The organism is Pseudomonas sp. CFBP 13711, assembly GCF_014842265.1.
Taxonomy (GTDB): Bacteria; Pseudomonadota; Gammaproteobacteria; order Pseudomonadales; family Pseudomonadaceae; genus Aquipseudomonas.
Genome location: NZ_JACYVI010000001.1, coordinates 913,622 through 936,206 on the forward strand (window position 1 = coordinate 913,622; position 22,585 = coordinate 936,206).

Annotated in this window: 18 protein-coding genes; 3 read left to right on the forward strand and 15 right to left on the reverse strand. The window is 57.0% G+C overall.

The features are described 5' to 3' along the window. Positions 1 to 118: 118 nt before the first annotated feature. The 5 genes from IFT47_RS04150 to IFT47_RS04170 all read right to left on the reverse strand — a co-directional run bounded on the left by IFT47_RS04150 (position 119) and on the right by IFT47_RS04170 (position 8,726). The gene (locus IFT47_RS04150; RefSeq protein ID WP_192170754.1) at positions 119 to 319 is read right to left on the reverse strand and encodes a transcriptional regulator; all 201 of its coding nucleotides are present in this window, start codon (positions 317 to 319) and stop codon (positions 119 to 121) included. 313 nt (positions 320 to 632) lie between these two features. Beyond that, complete coding sequence (locus tag IFT47_RS04155) at positions 633 to 4,646, reverse strand: hypothetical protein (RefSeq protein ID WP_192170753.1); 4,014 nt, start codon at positions 4,644 to 4,646, stop codon at positions 633 to 635. Between the two features lie 259 nt (positions 4,647 to 4,905). Continuing rightward, the gene (guaA, locus tag IFT47_RS04160; RefSeq protein ID WP_122535040.1) at positions 4,906 to 6,483 is read right to left on the reverse strand and encodes a glutamine-hydrolyzing GMP synthase; all 1,578 of its coding nucleotides are present in this window, start codon (positions 6,481 to 6,483) and stop codon (positions 4,906 to 4,908) included. A 98-nt stretch (positions 6,484 to 6,581) separates the two neighbouring features. Continuing rightward, positions 6,582 to 8,051, reverse strand: a complete 1,470-nt coding sequence (gene guaB, locus IFT47_RS04165; protein ID WP_172610855.1) for an IMP dehydrogenase — start codon at positions 8,049 to 8,051, stop codon at positions 6,582 to 6,584. Positions 8,052 to 8,177: 126 nt separating this feature from the next. Beyond that, positions 8,178 to 8,726: a sugar ABC transporter ATPase gene (locus tag IFT47_RS04170; protein ID WP_192170752.1), complete on the reverse strand. Its 549-nt coding sequence runs from the start codon at positions 8,724 to 8,726 to the stop codon at positions 8,178 to 8,180. Between the two features lie 136 nt (positions 8,727 to 8,862). On the opposite strand from IFT47_RS04170, the gene xseA reads away from it, so the two are divergent. Both xseA and IFT47_RS04180 read left to right on the forward strand, forming a co-directional pair. Next, the gene (gene xseA / locus IFT47_RS04175; protein ID WP_172610852.1) at positions 8,863 to 10,242 is read left to right on the forward strand and encodes an exodeoxyribonuclease VII large subunit; all 1,380 of its coding nucleotides are present in this window, start codon (positions 8,863 to 8,865) and stop codon (positions 10,240 to 10,242) included. A gap of 48 nt (positions 10,243 to 10,290) precedes the next feature. Continuing rightward, positions 10,291 to 11,088, forward strand: coding sequence for a peptidoglycan DD-metalloendopeptidase family protein (locus IFT47_RS04180; protein WP_244655834.1), 798 nt, complete (start codon positions 10,291 to 10,293; stop codon positions 11,086 to 11,088). A gap of 83 nt (positions 11,089 to 11,171) precedes the next feature. Here IFT47_RS04180 and IFT47_RS04185 read toward each other — a convergent pair whose 3' ends face one another. Then, complete coding sequence (locus tag IFT47_RS04185; RefSeq protein ID WP_192170750.1) at positions 11,172 to 11,492, reverse strand: peptide ABC transporter substrate-binding protein; 321 nt, start codon at positions 11,490 to 11,492, stop codon at positions 11,172 to 11,174. Between the two features lie 382 nt (positions 11,493 to 11,874). Here IFT47_RS04185 and leuA point away from each other — a divergent pair, with 382 nt between their 5' ends. After that, positions 11,875 to 13,557 carry a 2-isopropylmalate synthase gene (leuA, locus tag IFT47_RS04190; protein ID WP_192170749.1) on the forward strand — a complete coding sequence of 561 codons (1,683 nt, stop codon included), beginning with the start codon at positions 11,875 to 11,877 and terminating at the stop codon, positions 13,555 to 13,557. Positions 13,558 to 13,638: 81 nt separating this feature from the next. On the opposite strand, the gene IFT47_RS04195 is transcribed toward leuA, so the two are convergent. The 9 genes from IFT47_RS04195 to ispG form a co-directional block, all read right to left on the reverse strand. Continuing rightward, the gene (locus tag IFT47_RS04195; protein WP_192170748.1) at positions 13,639 to 14,046 is read right to left on the reverse strand and encodes a hypothetical protein; all 408 of its coding nucleotides are present in this window, start codon (positions 14,044 to 14,046) and stop codon (positions 13,639 to 13,641) included. A gap of 126 nt (positions 14,047 to 14,172) precedes the next feature. Continuing rightward, positions 14,173 to 14,613 carry a hypothetical protein gene (locus IFT47_RS04200; protein WP_192170747.1) on the reverse strand — a complete coding sequence of 147 codons (441 nt, stop codon included), beginning with the start codon at positions 14,611 to 14,613 and terminating at the stop codon, positions 14,173 to 14,175. A 58-nt stretch (positions 14,614 to 14,671) separates the two neighbouring features. Continuing rightward, positions 14,672 to 15,463, reverse strand: coding sequence for an amidohydrolase (locus tag IFT47_RS04205; RefSeq protein ID WP_192170746.1), 792 nt, complete (start codon positions 15,461 to 15,463; stop codon positions 14,672 to 14,674). After that, on the reverse strand, positions 15,451 to 16,599 hold the full coding sequence (locus tag IFT47_RS04210; protein ID WP_192170745.1) for a pyridoxal phosphate-dependent aminotransferase: 1,149 nt from the start codon (positions 16,597 to 16,599) through the stop codon (positions 15,451 to 15,453). The genes IFT47_RS04205 and IFT47_RS04210 overlap by 13 nt, the downstream gene beginning before the upstream one ends. Positions 16,600 to 16,718: 119 nt before the next feature. Continuing rightward, positions 16,719 to 18,191 carry a ribosome biogenesis GTPase Der gene (gene der / locus IFT47_RS04215; protein WP_065990003.1) on the reverse strand — a complete coding sequence of 491 codons (1,473 nt, stop codon included), beginning with the start codon at positions 18,189 to 18,191 and terminating at the stop codon, positions 16,719 to 16,721. Between the two features lie 149 nt (positions 18,192 to 18,340). Beyond that, complete coding sequence (gene bamB, locus IFT47_RS04220) at positions 18,341 to 19,492, reverse strand: outer membrane protein assembly factor BamB (protein WP_065990004.1); 1,152 nt, start codon at positions 19,490 to 19,492, stop codon at positions 18,341 to 18,343. Next, positions 19,485 to 20,126 (reverse strand): tetratricopeptide repeat protein, encoded by a 642-nt coding sequence (locus IFT47_RS04225; RefSeq protein ID WP_192170744.1) that lies wholly within the window; start codon positions 20,124 to 20,126, stop codon positions 19,485 to 19,487. Before IFT47_RS04225 ends, bamB begins: the two co-directional genes overlap by 8 nt. Before the next feature lie 38 nt (positions 20,127 to 20,164). Beyond that, complete coding sequence (gene hisS / locus IFT47_RS04230; RefSeq protein WP_192170743.1) at positions 20,165 to 21,454, reverse strand: histidine--tRNA ligase; 1,290 nt, start codon at positions 21,452 to 21,454, stop codon at positions 20,165 to 20,167. 21 nt (positions 21,455 to 21,475) lie between these two features. Then, entirely contained in the window at positions 21,476 to 22,585 is a 1,110-nt protein-coding gene (ispG, locus tag IFT47_RS04235; protein WP_065990008.1) for a flavodoxin-dependent (E)-4-hydroxy-3-methylbut-2-enyl-diphosphate synthase, read from the reverse strand.

Sequence of the window (22,585 nt, forward strand, 5' to 3'; positions counted from 1 at the left end):
GGACAATGCCGGCCACCCCATCATTCCCACTCGATTGTAAATAGCTTTAAAATATCCATGAATATCATTGCCTTATGATAAATAAGGGCATAAATACCATGAAATGTGCCATTTTTTGTTATGCAGACAATAGCTTGTGTTCTGCATCTGGCAGACTCCACCCTTCATCCTGCCCAAACGCCTTAGCCAACTGGCGCAATAGAATGGCCAGCTCGGCCACTTCACCGTTACGGCGTACCTCAATCAGCAGATCAGCGCATATTTCCCCATCTATGCTGAAATGCTCGTCCATTCCCTCGTCGTGCGGTCGGGTTTTCATCTGGCGTTATCCTCCCATTTGAGGGCGCTTACAGGGTGAGGTAATGGATGTCTAGGCCCGCGACTTCGGTTATCATTTTCCTGCCCGTAATCCTCAGCCGCTGCTTAAATTTTCACACAGTTAGGACTCAAAGCTGCTAGTTGTTATAAACATCAACTAGCCTAAAGCGAATCTTGCCCCTCCACCCCATGCGCAGTGGTAACTGTAAAGCCAGCTAAAAATCCGTCATTTATTCCTGCATTTAATGCAAGTAAAACTTTTCATTTACTTACCTTTTATGATGAGCTTCGCTAAAGCGAAAATATCAACCCGGCTAAAAACGACCAATATTAACTTCATCATCCCGATCTAACTCATCCTCAATCTTCCGATCCAAATAAGAAATATAACTTCTCACCCAAACTCTAACATTGCCGACTGGGTGTTCAAGCAACGGACTCAAAGCGCGTTTGTCAGACTCCAAATAAGGAACGAGCGAGCCAGACCAAGAACGGGACACCATGTTCGCTCTAAGCGTGTTTCCTACATCTTGATTCTCGCCGAACCGCTCAAGCAGCGCTAGAAACAGCTCGGCAGGTCGAAATTTCCCCTCTGTAGACTCAAACACATTCAGACAGCCAGCAACAAAAGCAGGCCCAATATCTGGATGCAAAGAACACCAATTCATAACGACTTGCACAGGAACCACTGAGAGAACACTTGGCATAACAACTGCTGAGCCATTTTCACGATCTAACAGCTGTTGAAGCCAATAACGCTCCATACCTTTTGACTGAACAATGGCTTCTCCAAAAATTGGCCACAGCACATTGCCATAGTCACGCATCAATTCAAGCAATAAAGGTTTGGTGTAATTCCAAATATCGCCATGATTGAAACCACGTTTACATGCAGCTATCAACTGATTCGCCAGCGAAATCGCAAACTCCTCATCCGGCTCTTTAAGTATTTTCTGAGCTAGGTCATTCCAATGATGAGCATCTATAGATGTACTTTTTTGCTCTTTGTCAAGTGGAACAGCTGTAACCATTCTTTTGAGTGGTTCACGCAGCGTCTGAATAGCACCATCATTACCAAAGCAGTACATATACATTACGTTAAGCGCAGGCCAACTTGATCGTTCCCCAAGTTTCATCAGCCGCAAACAAAAATCCGCAATATCAGCTGATGAAATCCCATCTGTAACGCTTCCATAACTTAGTGCGCTCACACTATCGGGCGACACGATATTGTTTTCCACCAACTCAACGAGCACATCAAGATGATACTTATTGATATTCCCAGTGCGAAGAATCTCGGGGTACAAATAAACTAAATCGTCATCCTCACGAACCCTATCAATATTATCTTGCCACTTCTCTGGGGAGCGATCAAACACCCCACGATACAACCCATAAATAAACGCCGGATTAGGTCGATCTATGGAAGCCAACTTCTGAAACGACAAATCTATAATTACATCAGCCTCAATCTCTACCAATTCAAGTGCCAGCTGATAGCCGAATGAGAATGCTTGTTTCTGCTCACCTTGTAAAATTAAACTTAAATAAGGGACAAGCTCATCAATATTTGACGCAAGTTTTTTAGCCAGCTCTTTGGCATTTTTAGATGCCATATCGACATATTGACCGTCTTCCCCACGCCTATGCTCCCACGGAGGGTTAACTACCAATATTTTCAACTTTTCAGAAAGTTCAGCTTCGGTAGAACTGAGTAGTTCCAACCAATCATTCAGAGCCGCTCTAGACTCCTTGCTCATATTTTCAGAATCATACTCGAACGTATTTTTTATACTTTCCAGAGCAGCAGGCCAATACCGCCCGTTTCGAGTTATAATATTTCTGATTGCCGAATCCAACATCTCAATCCGATTCCGTGCTACGAAACCACGAATCGAATGACCGACAGTTGAAAGCACTTTTTCTTTTTGTTCCTCAGCGCGATCAAACATTATCAACAATAAATCAAATGCCTCTTGCCAAAAATCAAATATTTCTTGCCATATTTTTGGGCGCCACTCCTCAAGCGGTGCTTTGGTCCCCTGGTATTCAGCCCCTATAGTTCTTGTGCCCCCGTATGTACTCACCGCCTGATTTAATGCCTCAACCACCACCATATCAATCTCTGCTTTGTTACACGCTATGGCACGCCTTAATAAATCAAAGCGTATCCTTGGCCTCGCTTGAGTTCCAGATAATTCAACTCTAAAAAGCTGAGAAAACATACCTGTTGCATTATTGCTCCACGTCTCATTCTCAGCCGAAGCGAGCAACAGCATGCACCAGGCGGACTTTTCAAAGTATTCTGAATGAAAGCATAACTTCTCCAATGCCCAAACAAAATTTCTTCGAGCATCTCCTCTAGTCGCCTGAAGCTCCTCTCTACTCATGCCGACCAAAACTTTATACAACGCATAACTAGTTGACTCGGGATTCACTTCAACAAATGCGCGGAAGAGTTTCGAACCCCTCTCTGTAAGCAGCACTTCCGCTTGAAGAAAAGGACTGTTCCCCCCGAACAACTTATCAGAAAATCTTTGGACGCTTGGCTGACTATCCAAATATGCAGCTTGAGTACAAAAGCTCTGCATCAATGAGTCTGGCAAATTATCAATTAGCTGCTTTTGTCTATCATACGAAGTTTCATCCCACCATTCTGCCGCCAGAGTAAGAGCAAGAGGCTTAGGCACTACTCTTGCGTACCTGCCGGCTCGATTGATAATTTGCCTCCTCGTAAAAATTGACAAAGTTCTATCAAACACTTTCAAACTCGACCCAGCGACATCCTCTGCTATGAATCTTGCCTCTTCGCCTGCAACCCCTTCGCCTGTACCAAAAACATCGAATAACGCACAAGCAGATAGTAACTCCTTATCGACATCCGACACCCCTCCGCCACCGTCGATTAATTTTCTGATAACTGAGTTACTTTCTATCGAGCCTAAAAGTCGGCCCTGCTTTTGATATTGCTCGGCAATAAGTGTAGCCATCAACGGGTAACCCTGAGCGAATCTAGCGACTCGCTCTACGTCAACCTCGCTCATACCCACCAATATTGGTGTCAAAACCTGTTTTATCGCTGCATCGGACAAAGTGGATAATTGAATATGGATAGAGTCAACCTGATCATTTGAATACCCAACGGTAACCAGCTTCAATTGACAATCAACTTTGTTAACCTCTTTCCCTAAATAATCATGCAATTCAACGCTGCAGTTTTCCACTATTACAAGACCAAAGGTGCCTTCCTCGACCATTCGGCGAACACTTTCTTTAATAGATGTTTCATACCCTGGCGCATCAAACACTAGTACGCATGGGTCATCTATACCACTAGAGCTATCTATCGCCTCTAACAACAAGCGAGTTTTTCCAAGACCTGATGCTCCTGTAAGCCTGATTACAGCTCTTTTTAACCCTAACGCAGCAATCAACGCGGAAAGATCGCTAGCGCGCTTCTCATCACTTACGTAATTATAGCCGTGATTCCGTTCGACACTTTTCCAATCATTCAAATCTCGCGATGCAATATTTTTGTATTGAGCTACCGTACTCCTCTCCAAAACAAACCTCTTAAAAACAATATAAGAAGTTGAATCCATGCTATCAGGCTTCACAATTGACCGATGATCTACATCATTAACCGTTTCGACCTTCCCAGCCCTAAATATGCTTTTGGAACTTGAGGAGCTTACGATATCGTCATTAGCAGCAATGATACTTATGATATCAAGCAAATTATCATAACCACTATAAACCCATTGGTCGTTCAAATCATCTAGCTCGCTTGAGTCACGACACAAACTCTTTAGATGACGATTTCTGAATGACAGATACTTTCCAACGTTTGCATACGCAGATCCATCGTGAGGCACATCAAAGAAACAGACCTTTCTGATTTTATGATTGATTTTTTTATCCTTCATAATCAGAAGCATTTTCTTTACAACCAGACCACCCAGACTATGACCAGCCAATATGATTTCATCTTTGTCTAAATCACACCGCGCAGTGATATCAGTAAGAAGTCCGTTCGCTATATTTGCAAGACTGGGAGCTCGCTGCCAGAACTGAAACAGCAAATGCGGCGATTGATAACCATACAATACAATGCCAAAGTCCAAATCAGCATCTCGCCTAAGAAACTCAGGAAAACTTCCCCAGGTTTCATCAGCAGTTCCTCCTAAACCATGTACGAGTATGATTTTCTTAGCCATTAATTCGCCCCTGCCAGCAATGTTATTCATCCTGAGATTTTTCAGTAAAAAAATAGAACAGTTAAACATTTCGTAAAACAAAATCGCAGCAGAACCTCTATCAAGTTTCACTTATTTCATAGCTTAAGTTTAATGCATCGAGTGAAACTGTTGTTACTGTAATTTCCAAAACAGACAATACCCTCTAATGATGCAGCGAACGGTAACTCCGAAAACAGCCTCACCACTTCGTTCTTGTGTCCGCTCACACCGTGCTTCGCGATGCACAAAGCTGCCAGAACTTGCCAGACCCAAAAAGCTAAAAGCCCGCGTTTACGCGGGCTTCAGGACATTTCTTGCTATCGGGTGCCGGACAATCCCGGCCACCCCATCACTCCCACTCAATCGTCGCAGGCGGCTTGCTCGACACGTCATACGTCACGCGCGAAATGCCTTCGATCTCATTGATGATCCGGCCGCTCACCGTTTCCAGCAGTTCGTAAGGCAGGTGTGCCCACCGTGCGGTCATGAAGTCGATGGTTTCGACGGCACGCAGGGCGACGACCCAGGCGTAACGACGGCCGTCGCCGACCACGCCAACCGATTTCACCGGCTGGAACACGACGAAGGCCTGGCTGACTTTGTGGTACCAGTCGGCTTTGCGCAGTTCTTCAATGAAGATATGGTCTGCGCGACGCAACAGGTCGGCGTATTCCTTCTTCACTTCACCGAGGATACGAACGCCCAGGCCCGGGCCCGGGAATGGGTGGCGGTAGACCATGTCGTACGGCAGGCCGAGTTCGAGACCCAAACGACGGACTTCGTCCTTGAACAGTTCGCGCAGTGGCTCGACCAGTTTCAGGTTCATCTCTTCCGGCAGGCCGCCCACGTTGTGGTGCGACTTGATGACGTGGGCCTTGCCGCTTTTGGCGCCAGCGGACTCGATCACGTCAGGGTAGATGGTGCCCTGAGCCAAGTACTTGATGTTGTCGAGCTTGGTCGACTCGGCGTCGAAGACGTCGATGAAGGTGCGCCCGATGATCTTGCGCTTCTTCTCTGGATCGCTTTCGCCGGCCAGGTTGTTGAGGAACTGGTCTTCAGCGTTGGCGCGGATGACCTTGACGCCCATGTTCTCGGCAAACATGGCCATGACTTGCTCGCCTTCGTGCAGACGCAGCAGGCCGTTGTCGACGAAGACGCAGGTCAGTTGGTCGCCGATGGCTTTGTGCAGCAGCGCTGCGACCACCGAGGAGTCAACACCGCCGGACAGGCCGAGCAGTACGTTGTCGGTGCCGACTTGGGCGCGAACCTGGGCGATGGCGTCTTCAGCGATCTTCGACGGGGTCCACAGCGCTTCGCAGCCGCAGATGTCGAGGATGAAGCGCGACAGGATGCGACCGCCCTGCTTGGTGTGGGTCACTTCCGGGTGGAACTGCACGCCGTAGTAGCCGCGGGTGTCGTCGGCCATCCCGGCGATCGGGCAGCTCGGGGTGCTCGCCAGTACGTGGAAGCCTTCAGGGATTTCCGTGACTTTGTCGCCGTGGCTCATCCACACGTCGAGACCGAAAACGCCATCGGCGTCGACGTGGTCTTCGATGCCATCCAGCACGCGGCTCTTGCCGACGATGTCGACACGGGCGTAACCGAATTCACGCAATTCGGAACCGGCCACGCGGCCACCGAGCTGCTCGGCCATGGTCTGCATGCCGTAACAGATCCCGAAGATCGGCACGTTCAGGTCGAACACGGCCTGGGGCGCGCGCGGGCTGTCGGCAACGTGCACGGACTCGGGGCCGCCTGCGAGGATGATGCCTTTCGGGGCGAATTCGCGGATCGCTTCGTCCGACATGTCGAACGGGTGCAGCTCGCAGTACACGCCGATTTCGCGAACGCGACGGGCGATCAGCTGGGTGTACTGGGAACCGAAGTCCAGGATCAGGATGCGGTGGGCGTGAATGTCGAGGGCCATAGTCATTCTCGTCGAAAATCAGAAACAAGACGGGGCTGTCATGAACAGCCCCGGTAAACAATTCGTGAAGCGCGCCTGAGTCATTAGGCGCGTTCCGATCAACCTACGCGGTAGTTCGGCGCTTCCTTGGTGATCTGCACGTCGTGAACGTGAGATTCGGCCATGCCGGCACCGGTGATGCGCACAAATTCAGGCTTGGTGCGCATTTCGTGGATGTCAGCGCTGCCGGTGTAACCCATCGACGAGCGCAGGCCGCCCATCAACTGGTGAACGATGGCAGTCAGCGAACCCTTGTACGCAACGCGGCCTTCGATACCTTCCGGTACGAGTTTTTCCGCGCCGTCGGACGAGTCCTGGAAGTAGCGGTCCGACGAGCCCTGGGCCTGGGACATTGCGCCCAGCGAACCCATGCCGCGATACGCCTTGTACGAGCGGCCCTGGAACAGCTCGATCTCGCCCGGTGCTTCTTCGGTACCGGCAAACATCGAACCCATCATCACGCAGTACGCACCGGCAACGATGGCCTTGGACAGGTCACCCGAGAAACGGATGCCGCCGTCGGCGATCAGGGGAACGTCTGTGCCTTCCAGTGCCGAGGCCACGTTGGCAATGGCGCTGATCTGCGGGACGCCCACGCCAGCGACGATACGGGTGGTGCAGATGGAGCCAGGACCGATGCCGACCTTGACGCCGTCAGCGCCGGCTTCGACCAGTGCCCGTGCAGCGGCGCCGGTGGCGATGTTGCCGCCGATGACCTGCACGTCGGGGAAATTCTGTTTGACCCAGCGGACGCGGTCGATCACGCCTTTGGAGTGGCCGTGTGCAGTGTCGACAACGATGACGTCCACGCCCGCAGCAACCAGTGCGCTGACGCGTTCGCCGGTGTCTTTACCGGTACCGACTGCAGCGCCGACACGCAGACGACCCTGGTCGTCCTTGCTCGCCAGAGGCCAGGCTTTGGATTTCTCGATGTCCTTGACGGTCATCATGCCCTTGAGCGCGAACTTGTCGTCGACGATCAGGACTTTTTCCAGGCGGTGCTTGTGCAGCAGATCGCGCACTTCGTACTTGTCGGCGCCTTCACGGACGGTGACCAGACGCTCTTTCGGCGTCATCACTTCGCGGACAGGGATATCGAGGCGGGTTTCAAAGCGGACGTCGCGGGAAGTAACGATGCCGACGAGCTCGCCGTCATGCAGGACCGGAACACCGGAGATGTTGTGTTGACGGGTCAGTTCGAACAGGTCGCGAACGGTGGCGTCAGCCTCGATGGTGATCGGATCCTTGACCACACCCGCTTCGAACTTCTTGACCTTGCGCACTTCGGCAGCTTGCTGCTCGACGGTCATGTTCTTGTGGATGATGCCGATGCCGCCTTCCTGAGCCATGGCGATTGCCAGACGGGCTTCAGTGACGGTGTCCATAGCGGCGGAAACGAGGGGGATGTTGAGTTCGATGCCACGGGTCAATCGTGTTTTCAGACTGACTTCGTTGGGAAGCACCTCGGAATAACCGGGCACAAGGAGAATGTCGTCGAATGTAAGGGCTTCTTGGCTGATACGCAGCATCGCTGGGCTCCCGAGCGGGAAAATGGAAGCGCGCCATTGTACCCAGACACCTGCAGTATCTCAATGTAAAGATCAGGCTATTTACTAATGAACCGGATTAATGCGCCCAATCACGGCGGCGAAGATCTACATCCTGACTCTGACATGGGACACCGGACGGTCCATGCGCTCGGCAAACGCCTCGATAAAGCTGCTTTTAAAGCCGGCGTCCAGCCAGTTATTAAATATGAATCCCAGATTCGAGAACCCGCACGGCTCCAGAAACAGGAATCCGTTTATGTCATCTTCATGGCGGCATTCGGGGCACATGAAGTTGTCGGTGTGGCCCGGCATCCAGTCTTCCAGGCTGTCGAACAGGGCTTCGCCGATCTCGCGCCGGCATCCAGGGCAACCGGCCTCCTCCTTGAAGCCCTGCTGCGGCGTATAGATGCAGCGCTTGAGGACGATTTCCAGACCGTTGACCGGCAGACCGAACGGCAAGGCGTCAGGGTTTTCAACGAAGCGTCGCGCGCCGGGCGCAATCGCGTAAGCCATGCGATTGAAGCTGCGGCCGCAGGTGGTCAGTGATTCTTCGACGACGTTCAGCTTCACCAGCCAGCGCAGGATCGCCCGCGCCTTCGCTTCGTGCGCAGGGAAGCTGGAGATTTGCGGGACGATGATGCTTTGGGTGTCCATGAAGGGCCTGTCTGACGAGTAATCGGGGGGCGGCAGCTTAATCGCGCTGTCGGTGACGTCAAGTATGGCCGTCGATGCGCCGGCCGTCAGCGATCTGATGTGGTGACCCGTGCCCCAATGCCTTTATGATGCCGCCATGATCAAAGACCCCTTCGCAAGACTCGGCCTTGACCGGGACGTCCTCACTGTCAGCCAGCTCAACGGCCGCGCACGCGTGCTGCTGGAGGATGTGTTTTCCAGCATCTGGGTCGAGGGCGAGATTTCCAACCTCTCGCGTCCCGCCTCAGGGCACGTTTACTTCACGCTGAAGGACTCCGGCGCCCAGGTGCGTTGCGCGTTGTTTCGCAGCAACGCAGCGCGGGTACGTCAGGCGTTGAAGGACGGCCTGGCGGTCAAGGTACGCGGCAAGGTCTCGCTGTTTGAAGGTCGCGGCGACTATCAGCTGATTCTCGACACCGTCGAGCCTGCTGGCGATGGCGCGCTGCGTCTGGCCTTCGATGCGTTGAAGGAAAAGCTCAGCGCCGAAGGCATGTTCAGCGCCGAGCGCAAGGTCGCCCTGCCGCTGCACCCTAAGCGCATCGGCATCATCAGTTCCCCGACCGGTGCGGTGATTCGCGACATCATCAGCGTGTTTCGCCGTCGCGCGCCCCAGGTTGAACTCACCCTGATCCCAACCGCCGTGCAGGGCCGCGAAGCCATTGGCCAGATCGTGCGCGCGTTGAAGCTCGCCGACGGCCGCGGCTTTGATGCGTTGATCCTCGCCCGGGGCGGCGGCTCGCTGGAGGACCTGTGGTGCTTCAACGAAGAAGCCGTTGCCCGCGCCATTGATGCGTGCGTGACGCCGATCGTCAGCGCAGTCGGGCATGAGACGGATGTGTCGATCAGTGACTTCGTCGCCGACGTGCGCGCGCCGACGCCCTCCGCCGCCGCTGAACTGCTGGCGCCGGATTCAAGCGATCTGCACCGTCGGGTCGACAGCCTGGAGCGCCGACTGATCAGCCGCATGCAGGACCGGTTGATGCGCGAGCAATTGCGTCTGGACGGGATTTCCCGCCGCTTGCGTCACCCCGGTGAACGGTTACGCCAGCGCGCCCAGCGCCTCGACGATCTGGACATGCGCATGCGCCGGGCCTTCGAGCAGCAGATGCACAAGCGCCAGGTGCGCATGAGCCATCTGGAAAGTCGCCTGGCCGCGCAACATCCGGGACGCACGCTGATGTTTCTGCGGCAGCGCCTGGCGGTATTGGCCGAGCGGCTGCCCCGTGCGATCAAGGAGAACCTCAAGAGCCGTCGCTTGCAGCTGCAAAGTCAGGTGCAGACGCTCAATGTGGTTAGCCCGCTGGCGACCCTTGGCCGTGGTTACAGTATTTTGCTGGATGAACGCGGCAGGGCCGTTCGCGCTGCCGAGCAAACACATCAGGGTCAGCGCCTGACGGCAAAGCTGGCGGACGGCGAGCTGCAAGTGCGCGTCGAAGACAACCATCTGACGCCTGTCACCCTTTCACTTCTGGATTGATCAATGCGTTCTTTTCTAACCCGTTCGTTGGCAACTGCTGCATTGGTCATGTGTGCCGCCCTGCCCGCCTACGCTGACAGCTACATTTCCCGCCTGCTCAACAAGCCCGTACCGGGCGGCGTAGCGGTGGTCGATCTCGGCCCTGCAGCACAAGCGCCCAAAGCCACGTGGCAGGGCAAACCCGTGCTGGTGGTCAAGGATCAGGACGCGCGCTGGCTGGCCATCGTCGGCATTCCGCTGAGCGTCAAGCCAGGCACTGCGCAGCAGGTCAGCAGCGGCGGCCGCAACCTGCCTTTCGTGGTGGGCAACAAGAAGTACCCGGAGCAGCGCATCACCCTGAAGAATCAGCGTCAGGTCAATCCGAACCCGGACGACCTCAAGCGCATCGAGCAGGAACTCGAGGTGCAGGTTCGCGCTTACCGTACGTTCAGTCCCGTGACGCCGAGCAACCTGTTGCTGGACAAGCCGGTGGACGGGCCGCTCTCCAGCAAGTTCGGCGTGCGACGCTTCTTCAACGGTGAGGAGCGGAATCCTCACGCCGGACTGGATTTCGCGGTTCCGGCCGGTACGCCTATCAAGTCCCCGGCTGCGGGCAAGGTGATTCTGATCGGCAACTATTTCTTCAACGGCAACACGGTGTTCGTCGATCACGGGCAGGGCTTCATCAGCATGTTCTGCCATATGTCGAAGATCGACGTGAAGGTCGGCGATGCTGTGCCGCGCGGTGGTGTGGTCGGGCGCGTGGGTTCGACCGGTCGCGCAACGGGGCCGCACATGCACTGGAACGTCAGCCTGAATGACGCGCGGGTAGATCCGGCGATTTTCATCAATGCGTTTCAGCCGTAACACCTTTTGACGGGACTCTTAGCGGCGTGCCATCAGGTACGCAAACCGAACCGCATGCGAACAGGGATGAAGTCAGCTCTGCTTCACCCCTCGCGCCACAGTTTTAGCCGATCCTGGACTTCATCGCTGAACTGCCGCAGCTCCTCATCAGTAATCAGATCCTCCGCGACCAGCGCATAGAGGTGAAAACTGAAATTACTTCTTGAAAAGTTGGTGGAATCGAACACTTTGGCCACAAGTTTATCGCCCTTGTTAGCCACATCCCTGACACCTTGGACGCGGTCTCGAGCATCTTTGTCCGTTAGCGCTGTTTTTTTCAGAATGTCCTGCCAGATACGCTCGTAAAGGCGCTCCACGGCTAGAGGTCTTAGTCGGCTGAGAATTTTCCAGTCTGCTTCTTTCATGGGATGGCCCTCTACACGGGTTGTTGTGGTGATCGAGTGTGGGAGTGCAATTGGGAGCTACGCGTTGCGTGGAGTCAACGGCATGAGCAACGGACCAGCGACAAACTGGAGAAAATCGCGATTAAAACCCGGCTAATGCAGTTACGCGAGATTATTCATCAATTTTCCGCAACCGCTTGCCAGCTTTCACCCCATTGGTTACGTTTGGCGACATGAAAACCTCTCACACCCTCATTCTGATGCGTCAACATCGCTGCCTCTGCCTCGTCAGTGCACGACTGCAAAGCTGAACGCGGTGCCTCGACGCTCACCCGCAGTGCTACTCTCGCATCAACCGGCTGGCCGCCTTCTTTCGGCCCTGAGTACAACAAGGATTATTCACATGACCATGCTCAAAGATCCCTCGACCAAGTACCGCGCCTTTCCTGTCATCGACCTGCCTGACCGCACCTGGCCTTCCAAGACCATCACTGCGGCGCCGATCTGGTGCAGTTCCGACTTGCGTGACGGTAACCAGTCGCTGATCGAGCCCATGGATGCGGTCAAAAAGCTGCGTTTCTGGAAGACCCTCGTTCAAGTCGGCGTGAAGGAAATCGAAGCCTCCTTCCCTTCCGCGTCGCAAACCGATTTCGACTTCGTGCGCACGCTGATCGAAGACGGCCATATCCCGGACGACACCACGATTCAGGTGCTGACTCAGGCCCGCGAAGACCTGATCGCGCGGACGTTTGAGTCCCTGCGCGGTGCGAAAAAAGCCATCGTCCATCTTTACAACGCCACCTGCCCGTCCTTCCGCCGCATCGTCTTCAACCAGGACAAAGCGGGCGTGAAAGCCATCGCCGTGAATGCTGCTCAGCTGTTCGTCAAATACGCCGCCCTGCAGCCAGAAACCCAGTGGCAGTTCGAGTACTCGCCTGAGACGTTCAGCGCCACCGAGCTGGAGTTCGCCAAGGAAGTCTGCGACGCCGTCATCGAAGTGTGGAACGCGACGCCGCAGAACAAGGTGATCCTCAATCTGCCAGCCACCGTCGAAGTCGCCACCCCGAACATTTACGCCGACCAGATCGAATGGTTCTGCCGCAACATTTCCCGTCGTGACAGCGTGATCATCAGCCTGCACACCCACAACGACCGTGGCACCGGCGTCGCGGCGACCGAACTGGGCCTGATGGCGGGCGCGGATCGGGTTGAAGGCTGCCTGTTCGGCAACGGCGAGCGCACCGGCAACGTCGACCTCGTGACCGTCGCGCTGAACATGTATACCCAGGGCCTGAATCCGCAACTGGACTTCTCCGACATCGACGGTGTGCGCAAGGTGGTCGAGGAGTGCAACCAGATTCCGGTGCACCCGCGTCACCCGTACGTCGGCGACCTGGTACACACTGCGTTTTCCGGCTCTCACCAGGACGCGATCCGCAAGGGCTTCACTCAGCAGAAGGAAGGCACGCTGTGGGAAGTGCCGTACCTGCCAATCGATCCAGCCGACATCGGCCGCAGCTATGAGGCGGTCATCCGCGTCAACAGCCAGTCCGGCAAAGGCGGGATTACTTACCTGCTGGAACAGGAATATGGCATCTCCCTGCCGCGTCGCATGCAGATCGAGTTCAGCCAGGTGGTTCAGGGCGAGACCGATCGTCTTGGCCTGGAGATGACCGCGCAGCAGATCTACTCGCTGTTCAAGCGTGAATACCTGCAGGCCAACAAGCCGTATGCACTGGTCAGCCATCGCTTGCAGGAAGAGAACGGCAACAGCGCTGTTGAAGTAGTCGTGACCGGCATGGGCGACAGCGAGAGCAATCTGCGCTGGAAAGGCACCGGCAACGGCGCACTGGAAGCGTTGGTGGCCGGCCTCCCGGTGTCGGCCGAGATCATGGACTACAACGAACACGCCATCGGCGCGGGCACCACGGCCAAAGCCGCTGCCTACATCGAGCTGCGTGTGGATGGCGATCGCGCGGTACACGGCGTCGGCATCGATGAGAACATCACCACGGCCAGCTTCAAGGCACTGTTCAGCGCCCTCAATCGTGGCCTGCTCCAGGCTGATGCGACGAAAGCGGCTTAACGCTTCGGGATAGAAAGCTGCGCCCGATAAAAAAGGCCCTGAAGTGCAAACTTCAGGGCCTTTTGTTTGAGCGCTGGATAATCAGGCCGTGGTGTCGACTTTGACTTTCATCAAGTTCAACAGGGACGCCTGCAGTGCGCCCAACTGAGCCATGGTCCCGGAAATCTGCTGCTGAATCGCCATGACCTGCGTGGCCTTCAACTCATCGGGCGTCTTGCTGGCCTGGACAGCGGCTAACTGAGCTTGCTGCTGCTGGAGCATTTTCTGGGTTTGCTCAATCTGCTCCTGCAACTGTTTGATCATCTCCTCCTTCATGCTCGGCGCTTCGGCTGACTCACTGGCGCCTGCCGCCTTGGAGTCGCCGTACACATTGCCACGCAGCTCGACGCTGGCGGTCTTGGCGTCGCTCTTGGTGGAGTCGTCGGTTTTGACGGCGGCCGTGAACACGCTGGAGTAAGCACCCAACGAACTGGTGTTGATGGTGGTCATGATGAACTCCTTATGAGGTGCACTTTGTATCGGCCAGCGTACAAACATCTGAAGTCCAATTTATTGCAGACGCAAAAACGCCCCACGACCGAGGTCATGGAGCGGTTTTGTCTCTGAATCAGTGAATCAGGCGGTGGTGTTAATGCTGCCGGACTTCTGCAGTTGCAAGAGTGCCGCCTGTTCCGTCGACAGGCTGGCGGTCGTCGACGAGATCTGTCCCTGAATGGCCATCACCCGCGCCGACTTCTCCTCGTCGGTGCCAGAGCTGGCCTGGGCGGCAGCGAGTTGCTGTTGCTGTTCCTGCAAGCGCTTCTGGGTTTCCTTGATCTGCTCTTCCAGCTTCGCGATGGCCTGCTCGCTGGTGCTGGAAGAATCAGACGCCCCACCCGCACCGCCAGCACCGCCAGCGCCACCTGCCGCTGTGGCTGTGGTCGATGCAGACGCCGACGTGGCATCTGTGGTGGTGGAGGTGTCGCTGTCAGCCGCCGTTGTTGTGGGGTCTTTTTTGACCGCAACGGTGAAACTGGTGGAATACGAACTCAATGAGGATGTGCTGATGGTGGTCATACCGATCTCCTGTCTGGGTACAACCGCTATCGACCACCCGTCCGTTAACTCTATGACGTTACTGTATCTCGAATGTATCAGCGTCGAGACAGGCCGGGAATTTCTCGCGGTACGCCGCCAGACTCTGCGCTGACAGGCTGACCTGGAACACGCCATCCGCCTCGCCGATGTTGAGCAGGCTCTCGCCCTGGAAATCCAGCACCTGACTGTCGCCGGTGTAGGCAAAGCCCTTGCCATCGATTCCCACGCGATTCACCGCAGCGACGTAACACAAGTTCTCGATCGCACGCGCCGGCAGCAGACGGTTCCAATGCAGACGTCGCGCGCCCGGCCAGTTGGCGGTATAGAGCAACAGATCGGTGTTGTGCGCATCACGGCTCCACACCGGAAAACGCAGGTCGTAGCAGATCAGCGGACGAATTCGCCAGCCGTTGAGTTCGAACTGCACCTGACGCTCGCCCGGGCTGTAGTGCTCGTGCTCGCCGGCCATTCTGAACAGATGGCGCTTGTCGTAATGCAGCAGCTCGCCGTCCGGCCGCGCCCACAGCAGGCGGTTGCGATGGCTGCCGTCCGCGGCGCGAATGATCACGCTGCCGGTCACCACCGCATTCAGTTGCCTGGCCTGGGCCAGTATCCACTGAGCGGTCGGGCCGTCTTCGGGCTCGGCCAGCGTCTCGGATTCCATGGAAAACCCGGTGGTGAACATCTCCGGCAGGATCACCAGATCTGCGCCCCTGGCCTGGGCCAGCAGTTCTTCAAAATGCGCATGGTTCGCCGGGGCGTCGTGCCAGACCAGCGTGGTCTGAACCAGCGCGATATTCAAGTTGGGCAGCGTGGTCAGATCGCGCATAGTTTTTCCGCTGCCAGACGCAGCGTCTCCTCGCGCTTGGGAAAGCACAGCCGGATCAGGCGCTGGCCTTCGGGCGGATTCTGATAGAAAACCGAAATGGGGATGCTTGCCACGCCGTGCTCGCGTGTCATCCACAGCGACATGTCCACATCGTTGAGGTCCGGACGGATCTGCGAATAATCAACGAGCTGAAAGTACGTGCCGCTGGCGCGCGTGAAGGTGAAACGCGAGGCTTCCAGGCGATCGCAGAAATAGTCGCGTTTGGCCTGATAGAACGCCGGCAGTTCGTCGACGTGCTCGGGATGCGCCGCCATGAAATCGGCCAACGCCCATTGCAACGGCGTGACGCCACAGAATGCGACGAACTGATGGATCTTCCGTGCTTCGGCGGTCAGTGCAGGCGGCGCAACGAGGTAGCCGGTTTTCCAGCCGGTGACGTGGTAGGTCTTGCCGAACGAACTGACCACAAACGCGCGCTGATAGAGTTCGTCATGGGCCAGCACGCTGGCGTGTTGCAGGCCGTCGAACACCAGGTGTTCATAGACCTCGTCGCTGAGCACGTAAATGTCCCGGTCACGGATCAGTGCCGCCAGGCGATCCAGTTCGTCGCGGGTGATGAGCGCACCGCTGGGGTTGTGCGGCGTGTTGATGACGATCATCCGGGTGCGAGGGCTCAACGCTGCGCCGAGCTTTTCCCAGTCGATGGCGAAATCGCCGTCTTTGAGCTGCACATGCACGGTGCGCCCGCCGGCCAGTTCCACCGACGGCGCATAGCTGTCGTAGCACGGGTCGAAGACGATCACTTCATCGCCAGCGCTCACAATGGTCTGGATCGCGCAGAAGATGGCGTGGGTGGCGCCGGGGGTGATGGTGATTTCGCTGTCGATGCCGACCTGACGGCCGTAGCAGCGAGCGATCTTGGCCGCGACTTGCTCGCGCAACGCAGGCAGGCCGGCCATTGGCGCGTATTGGTTGTTGCCGTCCATGACGCGGCGGCAGAGGGCTTCACGCAGTGCGTCAGGCCCATCGAAATCGGGAAAACCCTGAGACAGATTGATCGCCCCGGTTTCGGCGGCAAGCTGAGACATCACAGTAAAAATGGTGGTGCCAACGTTCGGCAGTTTGCTGGTGATCATGGGGGTTTTCCTGCTCCACTCCCGACACCTGAAGGGCTCGGGGACTCGCAGGATAGCCCAGATGTCGCGCACAAAAAAAGGCGCCGCTGGCGCCTTTTCCGAGAAAGACCGTTACACGATCAGCGCTTGTCGCGGCGCTTCTTGTCGGCTTTCTTGTGGTGCGACATCATCCGACGCTTCTTGTTGACCTGGCGGTCGGTCAGCGTGTTCTTGTTGCCTTCGTACGGGTTCTCGCCGCCCTTGAACTCGATGCGGATAGGCGTACCGACCAGCTTGAGCACACGGCGATAGGTGTTCTCAAGGTACCGGACGTACGACTTCGGCACTTTTTCGACCTGGTTACCGTGGATCACGATCAACGGCGGGTTCGCGCCACCCAAGTGGGCATAACGCAGCTTGATGCGGCGGCTGCCGACCATCGGCGGTGCGTGCTCGCTGACCGCGTCTTCCAGAATCTGGGTCAGGCGACTGGTTGGCCAACGGGTCACAGCGGATTTGAACGAGTTCTGCACCGACTGATACAGGTTACCCACGCCCGTGCCATGCAGCGCCGAGATGAAGTGGATGTCGGCGAAGTCGACGAAGAACAACCGACGCTCCAGCTCGACCTTCACGTAGTCGCGCTCGCTCGGCACCATTCCATCCCACTTGTTCAGTGCGATGACCAAGGCCCGACCGGATTCAAGGGCAAAGCCCAGCAGGTTGAGGTCGTGGTCGACAACGCCTTCGCGGGCGTCCATCACGAAGATCACCACGTTGGCGTCTTTGATCGCCTGCAGGGTTTTGACCACGGAGAACTTTTCGACTTCTTCGTGGATCTTGCCGCGCTTGCGCACACCGGCGGTGTCGATCAGCGTGTACTTTTCCTCGTTGCGTTCGAACGGGATGTAGATGCTGTCGCGGGTGGTGCCGGGCTCGTCGTAGACGATAACGCGGTCTTCACCGAGCATGCGATTGACCAGCGTCGATTTGCCGACGTTCGGACGACCGATGATGGCGATCTTGATGCCATCCTTCTCGCTCGGGCCGGGAATGCGCTTGGCTTCCTGACCCTCAGCGACGACTTCCTCTTCTTCGCCTTCTTCGACTTCGTCAGCGTCTTTCGGGAAATCGCGAAGGGCGATTTCGAGCATCTGCGTGATGCCGCGACCGTGAGCGCCGGCAACCGGAATCGCGTCACCCATACCCAGCGGTGCAAACTCCGCGCGGGCCATGTCAGGGTCGATGTTGTCGACCTTGTTGGCAACGACGTAAGAGGTCTTGTTGCGCTTGCGCAGGTGCTCGCCAATCATCTGGTCGGCGGCAGTAAATCCTGCTTTGGCGTCAACGAGGAACAAAACGACATCGGCCTCTTCGATGGCCAGCAGCGACTGCTCGGCCATCTTTTCGTCCATGCCGTGTTCATCACCGGAGATACCGCCGGTGTCGATCAGGATGTAGGAGCGCCCTTGCCACTTGGCCTCACCGTATTGGCGATCACGGGTCAGACCGGACAAGTCGCCGACGATGGCGTCGCGAGTCCTGGTCAGGCGGTTGAACAAGGTGGACTTGCCGACGTTCGGTCGACCCACCAGGGCGATTACGGGAACCATGCGGCTCTCCACTTCGTTATTTCAGAAAATACAAAAGCCGCTGCAAGGCAGCGGCCGGAGTTCGGAGCGACACCGAAGCGTCGCAGGCCCCATCAAACCGGGGCCGCCTGGGGAAGCCGAAAAACGACCTCCTCAAGCATAGGCAGCCATTACTTGATCGTCAGGGCTTCCAGCTTGCCGCTGTTGCCAAAGACGTAAATGGTGCTGCCGGAGACCAGCGGGCGTGCACGCAAGCCATCGCTGTCAATCTTTTCACGGGCGACGAAATGGCCGTCGACCTGACTCAGCAGGTGCAGATAGCCTTCCATGTCGCCGACCGCGACGTAGCTGGAGAACACTTCCGGCGCGCCGAGTTGGCGACGGGCCAGCGAGTCGTTGCTCCACAGACCGGTGGAAGAGCGCTCATCGATGCCTTCCACGGTGCCGTTGGCCAGCGAGACGTAGACGCTGCCGAAGCCTTGCGCCACACCCGAATAGCTCGAGGCATCACGCTGCCACAGCACGCGGCCGCTCTGCAGTTCCAGACCGGCTACACGACCCTGATAGGTTGCGACGTACAGCGTGTTGCCTGAAAGCAGCAAGCCGCCGTCGATGTCGACCACCCGATCCAGCTCGGAACGACCTGTCGGAACGGCAACGCGCTGCTCCCAGGCCGGGACGCCGTTGTTGATGTCCAGCGCCACAACCTTGCCGGTGGACAAGCCTGCGATGGCCAGCGACGAGGTCGCGATCGGCGCACCGGTGCCACGCAGCGTCAGAACAGCCGGGCTGCTTTCGTAGATCCAGCGCTGATCGCCAGTGATGGCGTCATAACCGATAACCCGGTCATCCTGAGTCTGGGCAACCACGACACTGCCGTTGGTGGCCGGAGCGGACAGCACTTCGCTGGTCGCCTTGGCTTTCCACTTCTGCTCGCCGGTGGCCTCATCGAGGACGATGACTTCGCCGCGCAACGTGCCGAGCATGACCAGACCGAAACCTACGCCGACGGCGCCGGAAACTGGTTGCTCAAGCTCTTTTTTCCAGACGACGTCGCCGTTGCTGCGATTGATCGCCATGACCAGACCGTTCGCATCGGCAGCGTAGATGTTCTCGCCGTCGATGGCCGGAACCAGCATGTTGTAGATGTCGCCCTGACCGTCACCGACGGACCGGCTCCACAACTTCTGCAGGGTCACTTCCTGTTTGAAGTCGACGAGCTCTGCCGGAGGCAGCTCTTTTTTGCTGTTGCTGCTGCAACCCGCGGCCAGAATGGCCAGAGCCAGCAATGCTGCATGTTTCCAACGAATCACGTCACGCATCCCCTTTCGCCAGATCGTCGAGCTTCATTTGCAGACCGCCAACAGCCGCTTCTTCGGAAAGCGCCGCCTTGGCCTTCTTGTATGCAGCGTAGGCATCATCGGTACGACCCAGCTGAACCAGCAGGTCACCGCGCAGCTCTTCTCGGCTGGCCGCGAACGACGTGTCGGCCTGACCGTCGAGCAGCTTCAGCGCGTCTTCGGCCTTGTTCTGTGCAGCGAGCACACGAGCCAGACGCTGACGGGCGATTTCACCCAGGGTCGCGTTGGCCGGCTTGTCGGTCACGGATTTGAGCTCGTTCGCAGCGTCATCCAGCTTGCCGGTGTCCACAGCCACTTTGGCCACGAACAGGCTGCCGTACTGCGCATACGCGGTGCCGCCGAAATCGCTTTTCAGCTTGCCGGCGATCTCGGCTACACGGCCTGCGTCAGCCTGGCCGCTTGGCGTCAGTGCGGTTTCCAGCAATTGCTGATACAGCGCCGAAGCACCTTGGGCCTGGTTGTTCTGATAGCGCTGCCAGCCTTGCCAGCCCAACACCACGATCACCGCCAGCAGGCCGCCGGTCACCAGAGGCTTGCCGTTACGCTGCCACCAGTCCTTTACGGCAACCAGCTCATCATCATCGGTACTCGACACCCCAATACTCCTATTCGCTAAATCGGCTTTTATCTGCTTCAACCCTGCGAGATGCAGGTGGCCAGGTGCTCGGACAGAGCATCCCAGGCAATATTTTGTTGTTCGCCCTGACCGCGCAGCGGCTTGACGCCCACTTCCTTGCGCGCCAGCTCTTCGTCACCAAGGATCAGCGCGTACAACGCGCCGCTCTTGTCGGCCTTCTTGAACTGGCTCTTGAAGCTACCAGCCCCGGCATTGACTTGCAGACGCAGGTTCGGCGCCAGATCGCGCAAGCGCTCGGACAGCGTCAGCGCTGCCAGCTCGGCGGCCTCGCCGAACGCGCAGACGTAAACGTCGACCGTACGGGCGATCTCTTCGGGAATCTGCTCAAGGGTTTCCAGCAGCAGCACCAGACGTTCGATGCCCATCGCAAAGCCCACGCCCGACGTCGGTTTGCCGCCCATCTGCTCAACCAGTCCGTCGTAACGGCCGCCCGCGCAGACAGTGCCCTGAGCGCCGAGCTGGTCAGTGACCCACTCGAATACGGTTTTACTGTAGTAATCCAGGCCGCGAACCAGCTTCGGGTTGATCACGTACGGAATGCCCGCCGCGTCGAGACGCGCCTTCAGGCCTTCGAAGTGAACCCGGGATTCGTCGTCAAGATAATCTGCCAGTTTGGGTGCATCGACCAGCACAGCCTGGGTTTCAGGGTGTTTGGTATCGAGCACGCGCAGCGGGTTGGTTTTCAGACGGCGTTGGCTGTCTTCGTCCAGTTGCTCGTGACGCGCCGAGAGATACTCGACCAGCGCTTCACGATAACGGCCGCGGGCTTCACTGGTGCCCAGGCTGTTGAGTTCCAGTTTGACGGCATTGCGGATGCCCAGCAGGCCCCACAGGCGCCAGGTCAGGACGATCAGCTCGGCGTCGATGTCCGGACCATCGAGGTTGAACACCTCGACACCGATCTGGTGAAACTGACGATAACGGCCTTTCTGCGGACGCTCGTGGCGAAACATCGGGCCGATGTACCAAAGCTTCTGCACCTGACCGCCGCCGGTGATGCCGTGTTCGAGGACCGCACGCACGCAGGCCGCCGTGCCTTCAGGGCGCAGGGTCAGCGAATCGCCATTGCGGTCGGCGAAGGTGTACATCTCTTTTTCGACGATGTCGGTGACTTCGCCGATGGAGCGTTTGAACAGGTCGGTGAACTCGACGATCGGCATGCGGATCTGGCGATAACCGTAGTTATCCAGTAAACGCGATACGGTGCCTTCGAAGTAGCGCCACAGCGGCGTTTGATCCGGCAGGATGTCGTTCATGCCACGAATGGCTTGCAGAGACTTACTCACAAATATTCCTTGGAAACTGGGTTAGCCGCGCGCGATCAGCGCTGCGTCGGCCTCGACCTTTTCGGCCGCTCTCTGGCGGATCAAGCGTTCAAGCTGTTCCACCAGATTGTCATTTGTCAGCTTTTGCGCCGGCTTGCCATCGATGTAGATCAGGTTCGGCGTGCCTCCGGTCAGACCGACGTGGGCTTCTTTCGCCTCGCCGGGACCGTTCACCACGCAACCGATCACCGCAACATCCAGCGGGACCAGCAAATCTTCAAGGCGCCCTTCCAGCTCGTTCATGGTCTTGACCACATCGAAGTTCTGCCGTGAGCAGCTCGGGCAGGCGATGAAGTTGATGCCACGGGAACGCAGACGCAGCGACTTGAGGATGTCGTAACCGACCTTCACTTCTTCAACCGGATCGGCAGCCAGAGAAATCCGAATGGTATCGCCGATCCCTTCGGCCAGCAGCATACCTAGGCCGACGGCCGATTTCACTGTGCCTGAGCGCAAACCGCCCGCTTCAGTGATACCCAGGTGCAACGGCTGGATGATTTGTTTGGCAAGGAGGCGATAAGCCTCGACCGCCATAAACACATCGGAGGCCTTGACGCTGACCTTGAAGTCCTGGAAATCCAGACGGTCCAGATGCTCGACATGACGCAGCGCGGACTCGACCAAAGCCGCCGGCGTTGGCTCGCCGTACTTCTTCTGCAGGTCTTTTTCCAGCGAACCGGCGTTGACGCCGATGCGGATCGGAATGCCGCGATCACGGGCCGCTTCAACCACCGCACGGACGCGGTCTTCGCGGCCGATGTTGCCCGGATTGATGCGCAGGCAATCGACGCCCAGCTCGGCAACGCGCAGGGCGATTCGATAATCGAAGTGGATGTCCGCGACCAGCGGGACCTTGACCAACTGCTTGATGCGGCCAAACGCCTCGGCCGCGTCCATGTCCGGCACCGAGACGCGGACGATGTCCACGCCGGCGGCTTCCAGACGGTTGATCTGCGCCACCGTGGCCGCGACGTCATTGGTGTCGCTGTTGGTCATGCTCTGCACTGCAATCGGGGCATCGCCACCGACCGGCACCGAGCCGACCCAGATTTTACGAGATTCGCGACGTTTGATCGGAGATTCGCCGTGCAT